Raw genomic sequence first — 12,826 nt, forward strand, 5'->3', positions numbered from 1 at the left:
CGGCGAAGAAGCTAGGCGAACGCCTCCACGGGCGGGCAGGAGCACACCAGGTTGCGGTCACCGTAGGCGGCGTCGATCCGGCGCACCGGCGGCCACACCTTGGGCCGGAAGCCCTTGCCCAGCGGGTAGGCGGCCTGCTCGCGGGTGTACGGGTGCGACCATTCGTCGACCAGCAGGCTCTCGGCGGTGTGCGGGGCGCCGCGCAGCGGATTGTCCTCTGCAGGCCACACCCCGGATCCGACCTTGTCGATCTCGGCTCGGATGGCGATCATGGCATCGCAGAACGCGTCCACCTCGTCCAGGTTCTCGCTCTCGGTGGGCTCCACCATCAACGTGCCGGCCACCGGGAAGCTCATCGTCGGGGCGTGGAAGCCGAAGTCGGCCAACCGTTTCGCCACATCATCGACGGTGACGCCGGTGGCCTTGGTGATCGTGGTCAGGTCCAGGATGCACTCGTGGGCCACCATGCCGTTCTCGCCGGTGTAGAGCACCGGGTAGTACTCGTCGAGCCGGCGGGCCACGTAGTTGGCCGACGCGATCGCGGTGAGCGACGCCCTGCGCAGACCCGCGCCACCCATCATCCGGATGTAGGCCCAAGTGATCGGCAGGATCGAGGCCGACCCGTACGGCGCCGCCGACACCGTCAGCGCGTCCCCGAGTTCCTCGGCCAGCGGATGCCCGGGCAGGTAGGGCGCCAGGTGCGAGCGCACCGCCACCGGACCGACCCCGGGACCGCCGCCACCGTGCGGGATGCAGAACGTCTTGTGCAGGTTCAGGTGGCTGACGTCGCCGCCGAACCGGCCCGGCCGGGCCAGCCCGACCAGCGCGTTGAGGTTGGCCCCGTCGATGTACACCTGGCCGCCGGCGTCATGGACCGCGGCGCAGATCTCGGCCACGTCGTGTTCGTACACCCCGTGCGTGGACGGGTAGGTGATCATCAGGGCGGCAAGGTTTTCCGCGTGCGCGGCGATCTTGGCGCGCAGGTCGTCCAGGTCGACGTCACCGTTGGGGCGGCAGGCCACCACCACCACGCGCATCCCGGCCAGGGCGGCCGAGGCGGCGTTGGTGCCGTGCGCGCTGGACGGGATCAGGCAGACATCGCGCTGCCCCTGACCGCGGTCGGCGTGGTAGGCCTGGATGGCCAGCAGACCGGCGTACTCCCCCTGCGATCCGGCGTTGGGCTGCAACGAAATCCGGTCATACCCGGTGACCGCCGTCAGCCACTGCTCCAGATCGGCGATCAGCTTACGCAGGCCCGGGGTGTCCGACGCCGGCGCGAACGGGTGCTGGCGGGCGAACTCGGTCCAGGTGATCGGCTCCATCTCCGCGGCGGCGTTCAGCTTCATGGTGCATGAGCCCAGCGGGATCATCGTCCGGTCCAGCGCCAGGTCCTTGTCGGCCAGCGACCGTAGGTACCGCATCATGGCGGTCTCGGTGCGGTACCGGGTGAAGGCGGGGTGCGTGAGGAACCCGCTGGCGCGGTCGGCGATATCGGCGCCCGCCGGTTCGGCGGCGTCCACCCCGAAAGACTCCAGCACCGCCGCCACGTGTGCCTCGGTGGTGGCCTCGTCACAGGCCACCGACACGTGGTCGGCGTCCACGCGCCACAGGTTCAGGCCGCGGGCCTTGGCCGCGGCCACGATGTCGTCGGCGCGGCCGGGCACCCGGGCCAGCACGGTGTCGAAGAACCGGTCGTGCACCACCGCATCACCCAGCGCGGCGGCGATCGCGGCGGCGCGGCCGTGCACCCGGCGCGCGATGGCGGTCAACCCGTCGGCGCCGTGGTAGCTGGCATACATCGCGGCCATCACCGCCAACAGCACCTGGGCGGTGCAGATATTGCTGGTGGCCTTGTCCCGGCGGATGTGCTGCTCGCGGGTCTGCAGGGACAGCCGATATGCCGCGTTTCCGTCCGCGTCCTGCGAGACCCCGACGAGGCGGCCGGGCAGCTGCCGGGCGTGCTTGGTGTGCACCGCCAGGTAGCCGGCGTGCGGGCCGCCGAAGCCCATCGGCACACCGAACCGCTGGGTGGTGCCGAAGGCGACGTCGGCGCCGATATCCCCGGGCGGGGCCACCAGCGTGAGCGCCAGCAGATCGGCACCGACAGCCACCAGCGCACCGCGCTCGTGCGCCTGTCCGATCAGGTCGGTCCAGTCGACCAGTGCGCCGCTGGCCCCGGGCTGCTGCACGATGACACCGAAGAAGTCACCATCGGGAAGGCCCTGTCGCAGGTCGGCGGTGACGATCTCGATGCCCAGCGGTTCGGCCCGCGTGGCCAGCACCGCGGCGGTCTGGGCGTACACGTCGGCGTCGACGGCCAGCCGGTTCGACGGGCCCTTCACCGCGCGGTGCATCAGCGTCATCGCCTCGGCGGCGGCGGTGCCCTCGTCGAGCATGGACGCGTTCGCCACGTCGAGCCCGGTCATATCGCTGACCATGGTCTGGAAGTTGAGCAGCGCTTCTAGCCGGCCCTGGCTGATCTCGGGTTGATACGGGGTGTAGGCGGTGTACCAGGCCGGGTTCTCAAGGATGTTGCGGCGCAACACCGGCGGGGTCAGCGTGTCGTAATAGCCCTGCCCGATCATCGAGACGGCGACGGTGTTGGAGTCGGCCAGCGCCCGCAGTTCGGCCAGCGACTCCTCCTCGGTGGCCGGTGCGGGCAGCAGATCCAGACCTGGCGCCAGGCCGGCGCCGGAGACGGCGTCGAGGATGCCCGCGGGCAGCGCCTTCTCGGCCAGTTCGTCGAGAGAGTCGACGCCGATGACCTCGAGCATCCTGGCGATCGCAGCGGCATCGGGACCGATGTGGCGATCGGCGAAGCCGGAATTGACAGACACGAGTTGCTCTCCCCTGGGGTGCGGGCGCGGGACGCGCGCGAAAAGGACGCGTCCTCTCCCTCTGTCGGGGCGCCTGAGAGATTCGGCCCGAAGACCTTTCCCCATGGGCGGACGCGCGGAACGCGCCACTTTCCAGAGGCATCGGGGCCGTGCGCGGTCCGGGGTGCCTGAGAGGTTGACGGAGAGGTGTTGCTCCTTCGGCGCCCGTGACTGGCCGTCACGGAACTCTCCCGCGCAAGGGCGATGCGGGAGTCAGTCTACCGACCGATCCCGCCAGCTGCGCGGGGGCGGCGGGGTCAGCCGATCTTGCGGTCGCGGTTCTTGCGGCGCGAGGCCAGCTCGTCCTCGGGCGCGGCGATCGATTCGCCGCCATCGGCCCGTTCACCCGGGAAGTCGGCGATGGCGCCGGTCAGCTCGCGCATCGCACCAGAGACCGCGATACCGAAGACACCCTGTCCACCCTGGAGCAGGTCGACGACCTCTTCAGCCGAGGTGCACTCGTAGACGGTGGTGCCGTCGGAGAACAGGGTGATGTTGGCCAGGTCCTGCACACCGCGCTGGCGCAGGTGATCGACCGCGACGCGGATGTTGTGCAGCGAGATGCCGGTGTCGAGCAGGCGCTTGACGATCTTGAGGACCAGGATGTCCTTGAAGGAATACAGCCGCTGGCTGCCGGAACCGGCGGCACCACGGATGGACGGCACCACCAGTGAGGTGCGCGCCCAGTAGTCGAGCTGACGGTAGGTGATGCCGGCGATCTGGCAGGCGCTCGGTCCGCGGTAGCCCACCAGCTCGTCGGGCACCGAGTCGTCCGGGAACAGACCTGCCTGGACGGGCTCACCGACGCCGCCGGCCACCGGGACTTGACCGGCCGCCGGGCCACTGCTGGTGGACAGATCCAACTCCCCCTGATGTGGCGTGCGTGGCATATCGCCCACAGTCCATCCTCTCCGCCGATCGATTCCGGCTGTATGACCTGCGCGGGGGCCTGCTCCCACGCCTCATTCGCCCAGTTTCGAATGTGTCGAGCATACGCCCAACGCTGTCCGGTTACTGCTCGTCGTCGTTGAAAGTATGGCTGCCCGTTCCGCGGTCGCCCCACACACGACCCGCGTGTCGGAGTCACGAGACGTATCCGTGATCTGGACGATTTGCCTGGTCGAAGATCCCCGCACGGCAGCAGGCCGGCATCACAGTGACAACGTTATACCCCGCGGGGTATGAGTGGATCTATGTCGTCATCTCGTCATCGCACCGCCGGATCCGGTTGCATCGCATGAGCGGGGTCACCGCACCGCTCTGGGTGGCTCTGCCCATCGGCGTAGCCTTCGGCATCGTCGCCGGCCTGTGGGGAATCGGTAACCCGGAAACCATCATTCGCACGGCCCGGCTGGTCGACCGCTTACTGCTCGGCTGCTTCCTGTTCGTCACCGCCGTGGGTGCGGTGCTGCTCTACGGCCTGCATGCGGTGGGCGTGCCGATGCACCTGGCCCCCAAACCCCTCTACATCGTCGGCGTCGTGACAGGTGGGGCGCTGTTCGGCAGCGGAGCGGCCATCAGCGGTTACTTCCCCGGCACCGCGCTCATCGCCCTCGGCGAGGGTCGGCGAGACGCGCTGGCCGCGATTCCCGGCGGGTTGCTCGGCGCGGCAGCGTGGACGGCCGTGTTCGGAACACCGGTCGGCCACTGGCTGACGACGACCGCAAACTACGGTGGCCTGGTCGCGGGCGAACGCCTCGACGCGCAGACCCCGGGACGGCTTCTGGCGATCGCGGTCGGGTACGCGGCGCTGGCTTTTGTGCTCCTGAACTACCTGCCGCGCTTCCGCGGAGGTGAACGGTGCTGCCTACGCACCCTTCGCGGCGCGTCGCCCACCGAGTTCGATCGCCTCATGACGCGTGACACCATCGGTTACCTCTACGAAGGTGCCGATGACGCACGCCGTCGGCGGTGGTTCAAGCGGGTCTCCGGCGACCGGGTCGCGCATCCGGCGTTCTTCAGCCGCACGACCGCGGCGGTCGCCACCGGCGTGGCCGTGCTGGTGGTGTTGTCCATCTTTCTCCGCCAGCCGTTCGGGCAGTCCACCACGTACTCGTGGGTGGTCGGCGAGCTGTTCATGCCGCACTTCACCTACTCCCGCCAGGTCATCGCCGGGATCGGCTGGGAACCGCTGAGCGACCTCGGGGTGCTGGCCGGGGCCTTCATCTCCGCTCGCTTCATCAGCGGCCGATTCGCCCGATTCCGTCCGGTCGTTCCGCCGTCCTGGCGACACCGGTTCGGCGCTCGGCGCGGCAACCGCGCGGCTGCGGTGTTCGCCGGCTCGTTCCTGACACTGTTCGGCGCCAGAATGGCCGGTGGATGCACCAGCGGACACACGCTCAGCGGCGGTATCCAACTGTCGGTGAGCTCGTGGCTGTTCACGGTCGCGATGCTCGGTGCGATGGTCGTCACGGCCCGACTCGTCTACCGGGACGCGCCGTGGTCGGTCACTGCGGCAAAACACCATCACCCGGCGGGAAGTACGTCCGGGTTCTAGGTTGCCTTGACGTTTTAGGTTGCCTTGAAGTCGTCCGGCGACACGCTGTCGAGGAACTCCTTGAACTTCTCGACCTCGTCCTCGCGCACCGGGCCTGAGGGCTCGTCGTCGGTCTCGTCGGGGATCAGCAGCCCCGCCTCGGCCAGCACCGACTCCTCGACGTAGATCGGCACCCCGACCCGCAGCGCGATGGCCACCGAATCCGAAGGGCGAGCCGACACCTTGATATCGCGGTCGAAGATCAGGTCGGCGTAGAAGGTGCCTTCCTGCAGGTCGACGATCCGCACCTCTTTCAGCGAATGTCCAAGCGCAGCAATCAGATCCCGGATCAAGTCATGGGTCAACGGCCGGGACGGCTCCACGCCCTGCTGCTCGAGGGCGATGGCGGCAGCCTCGGACTGGCCGATCCAGATCGGCAGGTAACGGTCGCCATCGGACTCACGCAGCAGCAGCACAGGCTGATTCTGAGGCTGCTCAACGCGAATACCGACTACCCGAACCTCACCCATCTGCGTCTGCCCTCCATGACGAAGCCGTCACCACGAAGTCTAGTCCTCAGCGGTCCAGAACGTCGCGCACGGCCGATTTGATCAGCGACGTGTGCAACGTGATCGCCAGCGCGGCCACCTCGCGGGCCAGGTCATCGGCCCGGTCCCGGGCACCGGCGTTACCCGCGGCGGCGACCGGACCGGCGATCTGCGCGATCAGGTCGGACTGCCGGTCGGCGGCGGACCGGAAGGCCCGCAGGTGTCGCGGTTCGACGCCGTAGTCGGCCAGCGCCCGCGCGCACTGGGCGATCAGCACCGAGTGCTCGTCGAAGAAACCCGCCGGGCCGGGCCGGATGATGCCGGCGGTGACCAGCGCGGCCAACAGCGCCGCGTCCACCCCGGACCGTTCCAGCAGATCCTCACGACTCAGCCGGACCTGCGCGGGAGCGACGGCGGCGGCCGCCTCGTGCTGGTCGGTGGCCGACGGCGCCACCGGCACCAAACGCGGTAGCGCATAAGCGCTTCCGCCGGTCGGCAGCTCACCGTCGGGCAGGGCGTCCAGTTGCGCCTTGATCACCTTCAGCGGCAGGTACTGGTCGCGCTGGGCGGTCAGGATGAACCGCAGACGTGCGCAGTCGTAGGCGGTGAACCGCCGATAGCCGGCTGCCGAGCGTTCCGGCGTGACCAGCCCCTCGGCCTCCAGGAACCGGATCTTCGAGATGGTCACGTCAGGGAAGTCGGGGCGCAGCAGGTCCAGCACCGCGCCGATCGACATTCCGGTGAATCCCGGATCCGGTTGGGTCATCCCGGGATCGCGTCAGGCGTCGTCGGACTTGGGCCCGGTGAGGAACACCAGCCGGAACTTGCCGATCTGCACCTCGTCACCGTTGGCCAGCACCGCCGAGTCGACGGGCTCCCGGTTGACGTAGGTGCCGTTGAGGCTGCCGACGTCGACCACCTGGAACTCACCGGTTTCCAGCCGGAACTCGGCGTGCCGGCGGCTGACGGTCACGTCGTCGAGGAAGATGTCGCTGTCGGGATGCCGACCCGCCGAGGTGGTGGGCTGGTCGAGCAGGAAACGCGAGCCCGCATTCGGGCCGCGCTTGACGACCAGCAGCGCCGAGCCGGCCGGCAGGCCCTCGACGCCCGACACCGAGGTGTCGCTGCTCGTCGCGGCCGGGGCATCCAGTTCGTTGAGGAAATCAGCGCGGAATACCGATGTCGTCTCCACGGTAACTTCGTCGGACGTCTGGTCGGCCCCGGTGTTGCTGTTCTCCGTCACCCGCTGCTCCTCTGCTGGCTGCTGTGGCGTGTTGCCCGGTGGCCGGGCGCTGAGCTCCCAGCCGTCATGCGTCGATATCGACCGTACCGCGCCGTGGGTCCCGTTGGGTCCACCACGGCCGGATCCGGCCACGCCCCTCGGTCATCTGAACCGATGGGCAAAACCCTAACAACTCGTTACTCGGCCACCACGCCGCGGTAGGCGTCCGCGTCGAGCAGTTCGGCCAAACCGCTGGCCAGGGCCGCGGCATCCAACTCGAGTTCGATCAGCCAGCCGTCGCCGTACGGATCGGAGTTGACCAACTCCGGGCTGCCCTCCAGCTCGCCGTTCACCGCAACGACTTTCGCCGTCAGCGGGGCGTAGAGGTCCGACAGCGATTTGGTCGACTCCACCTCACCGAAAGACTCACCCGCGCTGACCTCGGCGCCGACGTCGGGCAGCTGGACGAACACGACATCACCGAGCGCCGCCTGCGCGTAGTCGGTGATCCCGACCCGCACGGTGCGGTCACCCGTGCGCTGCACCCACTCGTGCTCGGAGGTGTACTGCAGGTCGGTTGGGATTTCGCTCACGGCGCTCCTTTGGCTGCGAACTGAGGGCGGGCACTGCTCATTTGACTGGCTGAGCGTATTGGCGAGGTTTCGGTTGCCGCAAGGCGGTCACCTCGATGTGGTCGGACTGGGTGACAGTCATGGTGCCGCCGACCCGCTCGACGCTGTCGATCGCGCCGCCGGGAATGTTCATCGCCGCCGCCAGCGTCGGTGGATCACCAATGGCCAGAACCGAATACGGCGGGCTCAGGGTGGTGCGGTCGATGGTCAGCGCGCCGGGCGCCCCGACGACCCAGGTGTCCACCCCGACTCTGAGGTCGCCCACCTGCATGGCCTCGGCCCCCGCGGCGCGCAACTCGTTGATCACGTCCAGCATGGTTTCCGGGGACACGCCGCGGGCTGTGTCGTCGATCGTGATGCTCACTCCCGGCCCGGTCGCGGCGACCGTGCCGATCAGGATGGACAGCGCGGCCAGCCGAGCCTGGGCGTTCTCGATGGCGGCCTGGTCGCTGCTGCCGGAGGCTTGCAGCGAGGACAGCGTCCGCTGCAGGTCGGCCACCTCGGTGTTCAGGGCGGCCTCGCGCTGTTGCAGGGAATCCAGCAGCACCAGCAGGTCCGCCGGGCGGGCCGTCTCCAGCGAGTCACCGGACTCGGTCTGGCGCACTTGGGTGACGATCGCCACACCGAGAAGCAGGATCAGCACCGCGGCCAGCGCCCCGAACATCCGTTGCGACCTGGTGCGGCGCTTGGGCAGCTCGGCGCCGGGGCCGCGTTCGTGGCGGCCGTGGTGCGGCTCGTCGGCGGGTTGCGGTGCGGCGTGCTCGTCGGACACGGTCAAGCCCCGAACAGCCGGCGCCGCAGCGCAGCCGCGTTGCCGAAGATGCGGATGCCGAGCACGACGATGATCGCGGTGGACAGTTGGGTGCCGACGCCGAGCTGGTCACCCACGTACACGATGAGCGCGGCAACGAGCACGTTGAAGACGAAGGACACCACGAAGACCTTGGCGTCGAAGATCCGCTCCAGGTAGGCACGCAGCCCGCCGAACACCGCGTCGAGCGCGGCCACCACCGCGATCGGCAGATACGGCTGGATGGCTTCGGGAACGCTGGGATGAAAGACCAGACCCAACACGATGCCGACGACCAGTGCGGCGATTCCGATCATGACTGTCTCACAGCTTTCTAGGACCCAATCTGCTTGGCGAAGCGGAGGTCTCGCACCGAACTCGCCGGCACGGTGAGAGCGTCCCCGGTGCTGACCGTGACGCCGACCCCGTAGGACTGCTCCAGCAGCGCCAGCCGCTGCCGGCCCGCGCTGTGGCCGAAGGCCTCCTGCATGGCGTGCGGAGGCCCGATCGCGGTGACGGTGTAGGGACTGCTGATGGGCTGATTATCGACCAGGATGCCGCCGCCGGCCTGCCGGATCGTGACGTTGGGCCCGATCCGCACGCCACCCACTGCGATCGCCTCGGCGCCGCTGACCCATAGTGAGTTGACCACCAGCTGCAGATCGCGATCCAGGATCACCTGCCGACTGCCCGCGACGCGCTGTTTGGACACATCGGTGAGGTCGCGTGACACGCCCGGATCGGTGATCACCACCGTCAGCCCCGGCCCGATCACAGCGGTGGCGGCCGACGCGAACGCCGCCCGGTCCAGGTCGGCGAGCAGCGCGCGCCCCCGCTCGTCACCGGCCAGCCGGCTGCGCCGCTCACCCTCCACCCGGCCGCTCAGCGCGTCCCGGCTGGCGGTCAGCGCGTCGGTCCGGGCTTCGGCGGCACGCACGCTTCCCGAGAGCACCTGCTGGGACTCCCGGTTGGCCGGTGCCACCGACTGCGCCTGGGACACCGCGGCGGCGAACACCGTCGCCACGCTCAGTCCGGCGACCAGGTGCCACACCCAGCCCAGCCGCCGGGTGCGGCCCTCGGCGCGGGCCCGTGCCGCGGCGGCGTACCCGGGGTCGAGGTGATCGGTGAGCAGTGACCGCAGCAACGACGGCACCGGAATGCGTTGCGGCGCACCCGCTTCGTGCGCGTTGAGTCCGACATGCGGCTCATACCCGCCCAGCGGGCGCAACGGGTCAACCACGCCGGACCACCAGCCCCACCTGCACCAGGTACAGCACGGCCGACCACAGGTACAGCGCCATGCCCCAGATCAGGAACGCCCAGCCGATGGCCAGCACCACCCGGCTCCACAACGCGTCGAACTGACCCAGCAACACCAGCGGGAAACCGGACATCAACGCGAAGGTGGCGGCCTTGCCGATATAGGTGACCGGCAGTGCGGTCAACCCATACCGGCGCAGCACCGGCAGGGTGCCGGCCAGCAGCAGATCGCGCGCGATGAGAACGGCCACGAACCACCACGGCACCACCCCGGCGGCGGCCAAGGCCAGCGGGATCACCACCATGTAGATGCGATCCACCGCAGGGTCCAGCAACTCCCCCAGCCGTGAGGACTGGTTGTCGAACAGCCGGGCGATCTTCCCGTCGGCCCAATCGGAGAAACCGCTGAACATCAGCACCGCAACGGCGAATCCCTTGGCGTGCAGCACCAGAAGCAGGTACAGGAACACCGGCACCAGCGCCAGGCGCAACACGCTCAGCGCGTTGGGGATGGTCAGCACCCGGTCCCCCGTCGCTCCGCTCGCCCCGGGCTGATTCCCCGTCGCTCCGCTCGCCCCGGTCGGCCTCCCCACGGGCTAAACCTAGCGGAACACGCCAGGCAGACTCAGCGCCGACATAGAATCGTCGGCCATCGGATCGTCGTGGATCATGTACGTCCACGTCGACGTCGGCCGGGCCAGCCGGGACAGGTCCAATCCCACTTCCCCGTCGACGATGTTCGCCGTTTCGAAGGTCTGCTGCGCGGCCTCGATGGCGTCGGCGGCCAGCGAGGCGAACGCATCCACGGCCATCCGGTGGAACTCGTCGAGCGGGTTCTGCCTGCCCAGCGCCCGCAGGCTGATGCTCTCCCGGATATCGGCCAGATAGGCCAGGTGGTCGGCCCAGCCGCGGTCCAGGTGATACAGCATGATCAGCCGGGCGATCTCGGTCAGCCGCTCCTGCGAAACCTGCTCGGCGATCTGCTCATAACGCTTGGGCGAGCGCTCGGCGAGTTCCTCACGGGCCGCGTCGGTGGTCAGCAGGGTGTTGCGCCGCTCCACCAGGATGGCCCGCTGCTGCGCCGTCAACTGGTTGTACCGCCACGTATTGGCATGCAGGTCAAGCAGTTTGCCCTCGGCGACCCGTTGCGCATGGTCGAGCAGCGCCGCGGCCTTCGGGCTGGTGATCCGGCCGTCCTCGTCGACCTGCAGGGGCAGCTTGTTGGGTTCCAGATGGGCGACCACCACGTCGTCCTCCCAGCTGGAGAAGAACACCGATGATCCCGGGTCGCCCTGGCGCCCGGCCCGGCCGCGCAGCTGGTTGTCCAGCCGCTCGGTGAAATGCCTGCCGGTGCCGATGACGTGCAGCCCACCCAGTTCCGCCACTCGGTCTTTTTCGGCGGCATGGTCGTCAACATCGGAGCCGCCGAGTCGGATATCCGTGCCGCGGCCGGCCATCTGCGTCGACACGGTCACCCGGTTCAGGGTGCCCGCCTCGGCGATCACAGCCGCCTCCTCGGCGTCGTTCTTGGCGTTGAGGACGACGGCGGGAATGCCGGCCTTGAGCAGCCGCTCGTGCAGCTCTTCGGATTCGGCGACGTCGCGGGTGCCGACCAGGATCGGCTGCCCGGTGCGGTGCACCTCGGCGATGTGCTCGATGACGGCGGCGTTCTTGGCGGCGGCGGTGATGTACACCCGGTCCGGCTCGTCCTCGCGGACGTTGGGGGTATTCGGCGGGATCGGCGACACCCCGAGCTTGTAGAACTGGCGCAACTGCTCGCCGGCCGCCAAGGCGGTGCCGGTCATCCCGCAGACGGTGGGATACCGGTTGATCAGCGCCTGCACCGTGATGGTGTCGAGCACTTCGCCGGTTTCGGTGATGTCGATGCCTTCCTTGGCCTCGACCGCCGCCTGCAGTCCGTCGGGCCAGCGCTGCAGCGAGGCGATCCGCCCTCGCGAGGCGTTGATCAGGTGCACGGCGTGGTCGCGCACGATGTAGTGCACGTCGCGCTCCAGCAGCACGTGCGCGTGCAGGGCGACGTTCACCTCGGTCAGCGTGGTGCTGACGTTCTCCTCCGAGTACAGGTCGATCCCGCCGAGCGCCTTCTCCAGCTTGCGCGCACCGGTATCGGTGAGTTGCACGTTGCGCCGCTCGGCATCGGTCTCGTAATCCGATCCGGGCACCAACTCGCCGACCAGCCGGATGATCTCCAGCCGCGGGCTCTCCCGATGCGACGTGCCGGCCAGCACCAGCGGCACCAACGCCTCGTCGACCAGCACCGAGTCGGCCTCGTCGATCAGGGCCACGTCGGGGCTGGGCGACACCAGGTCGTCGACGGAGGTGACCAGCTGATCACGCAGCACGTCGAAGCCGATCTCGTTGACCGAGCCGTAGACGACATCGCAGGCATAGGCGTCGCGCCGCTGCGCCGGGGTCGAGTCGGCGGTGATCCAGCCGACCGTCAGGCCCATCGCCGCCAGCAGGGGGCCCATCCACTCGGCGTCACGACGGGCCAGATAGTCGTTGACGGAGATCACGTGCACCTTGCGGCCGCCGATCGCGTAACCGGCGGCGGCGATCGCGCCGGCCAGCGTCTTGCCCTCGCCGGTGGCCATCTCCACGACGTCCCCGGCCAGCATGCGCAGCGCGCCCAGCAGCTGCACGTCGAACGGGCGCAGCGCGATGGCGCGGTCGGCGGCTTCCCTGGCGATGGCCAGGAACTGCGGGATGTCGGCGGACTCGGCGAGCTCGTCGAGGTTCAGCAGCCCGGCGGCCTTACGCAGCTGCTCGTCGTCGAGATCCGCGGCCTTCTCGTCGAAGTTCTCCGATTCGCGGACCAGCGTCATCGACTTGGCCTGGTCCTTGTCGGTGCTGGCGCCGAGCAGCTTCCAGAACCGATTGCTCAAGCGGCCCTGCTTGGCCGCCTTGGGGGTCTTCGAGGGTTTGGAACTCACAGCCACAGTCATACGGTACGCGGCGGCCACACCGGCACGAACCGGCTGACCACCCATAAGCCGCCCGC

At 68.9% G+C, this 12,826-nt stretch carries 12 protein-coding genes and 1 riboswitch; of the genes, 1 reads left to right on the forward strand and 11 read right to left on the reverse strand.

Annotated elements, in window-relative coordinates; translation table 11 throughout:
• Positions 1-11 precede the first annotated feature (11 nt).
• Together gcvP and SBI67_RS09870 are read right to left on the reverse strand one after the other, a co-directional pair.
• Positions 12-2,837 (reverse strand): aminomethyl-transferring glycine dehydrogenase, encoded by a 2,826-nt coding sequence (gene gcvP, locus SBI67_RS09865; protein ID WP_318980349.1) that lies wholly within the window; start codon positions 2,835-2,837, stop codon positions 12-14.
• Positions 2,838-2,981: 144 nt separating this feature from the next.
• Positions 2,982-3,080, reverse strand: a riboswitch (glycine riboswitch).
• 53 nt (positions 3,081-3,133) lie between these two features.
• Positions 3,134-3,766 carry a MerR family transcriptional regulator gene (locus SBI67_RS09870; RefSeq protein ID WP_318980507.1) on the reverse strand — a complete coding sequence of 211 codons (633 nt, stop codon included), beginning with the start codon at positions 3,764-3,766 and terminating at the stop codon, positions 3,134-3,136.
• A 347-nt stretch (positions 3,767-4,113) separates the two neighbouring features.
• On the opposite strand from SBI67_RS09870, the gene SBI67_RS09875 reads away from it, so the two are divergent.
• The gene (locus SBI67_RS09875; RefSeq protein ID WP_318980350.1) at positions 4,114-5,373 is read left to right on the forward strand and encodes a YeeE/YedE thiosulfate transporter family protein; all 1,260 of its coding nucleotides are present in this window, start codon (positions 4,114-4,116) and stop codon (positions 5,371-5,373) included.
• A 14-nt stretch (positions 5,374-5,387) separates the two neighbouring features.
• On the opposite strand, the gene SBI67_RS09880 is transcribed toward SBI67_RS09875, so the two are convergent.
• The 9 genes from SBI67_RS09880 to secA2 all read right to left on the reverse strand — a co-directional run bounded on the left by SBI67_RS09880 (position 5,388) and on the right by secA2 (position 12,758).
• On the reverse strand, positions 5,388-5,882 hold the full coding sequence (locus SBI67_RS09880; protein WP_266047801.1) for a bifunctional nuclease family protein: 495 nt from the start codon (positions 5,880-5,882) through the stop codon (positions 5,388-5,390).
• 46 nt (positions 5,883-5,928) lie between these two features.
• Entirely contained in the window at positions 5,929-6,666 is a 738-nt protein-coding gene (gene ftsR, locus SBI67_RS09885; RefSeq protein ID WP_318980351.1) for a transcriptional regulator FtsR, read from the reverse strand.
• Between the two features lie 12 nt (positions 6,667-6,678).
• Positions 6,679-7,143, reverse strand: coding sequence for a glycogen accumulation regulator GarA (garA, locus tag SBI67_RS09890; RefSeq protein ID WP_024455735.1), 465 nt, complete (start codon positions 7,141-7,143; stop codon positions 6,679-6,681).
• A gap of 176 nt (positions 7,144-7,319) precedes the next feature.
• Positions 7,320-7,715 carry a glycine cleavage system protein GcvH gene (gene gcvH / locus SBI67_RS09895; RefSeq protein WP_318980352.1) on the reverse strand — a complete coding sequence of 132 codons (396 nt, stop codon included), beginning with the start codon at positions 7,713-7,715 and terminating at the stop codon, positions 7,320-7,322.
• Positions 7,716-7,752: 37 nt separating this feature from the next.
• Positions 7,753-8,448 carry a DUF881 domain-containing protein gene (locus SBI67_RS09900; RefSeq protein ID WP_318980508.1) on the reverse strand — a complete coding sequence of 232 codons (696 nt, stop codon included), beginning with the start codon at positions 8,446-8,448 and terminating at the stop codon, positions 7,753-7,755.
• An 80-nt stretch (positions 8,449-8,528) separates the two neighbouring features.
• Positions 8,529-8,861: a small basic family protein gene (locus SBI67_RS09905; RefSeq protein ID WP_024455738.1), complete on the reverse strand. Its 333-nt coding sequence runs from the start codon at positions 8,859-8,861 to the stop codon at positions 8,529-8,531.
• Positions 8,862-8,878: 17 nt separating this feature from the next.
• A complete protein-coding gene (locus tag SBI67_RS09910) occupies positions 8,879-9,772 on the reverse strand; it encodes a DUF881 domain-containing protein (protein WP_413232454.1) in 894 nt (297 codons plus the stop codon).
• Positions 9,773-9,776: 4 nt separating this feature from the next.
• Positions 9,777-10,325 (reverse strand): CDP-alcohol phosphatidyltransferase family protein, encoded by a 549-nt coding sequence (locus SBI67_RS09915; RefSeq protein ID WP_266047844.1) that lies wholly within the window; start codon positions 10,323-10,325, stop codon positions 9,777-9,779.
• 81 nt (positions 10,326-10,406) lie between these two features.
• Positions 10,407-12,758 carry an accessory Sec system translocase SecA2 gene (gene secA2, locus SBI67_RS09920; RefSeq protein WP_489685551.1) on the reverse strand — a complete coding sequence of 784 codons (2,352 nt, stop codon included), beginning with the start codon at positions 12,756-12,758 and terminating at the stop codon, positions 10,407-10,409.
• Positions 12,759-12,826 lie beyond the last annotated feature (68 nt).

The organism is Mycolicibacterium chengduense, assembly GCF_033741155.1.
In the GTDB taxonomy this organism is placed as follows: Bacteria; Actinomycetota; Actinomycetes; order Mycobacteriales; family Mycobacteriaceae; genus Mycobacterium.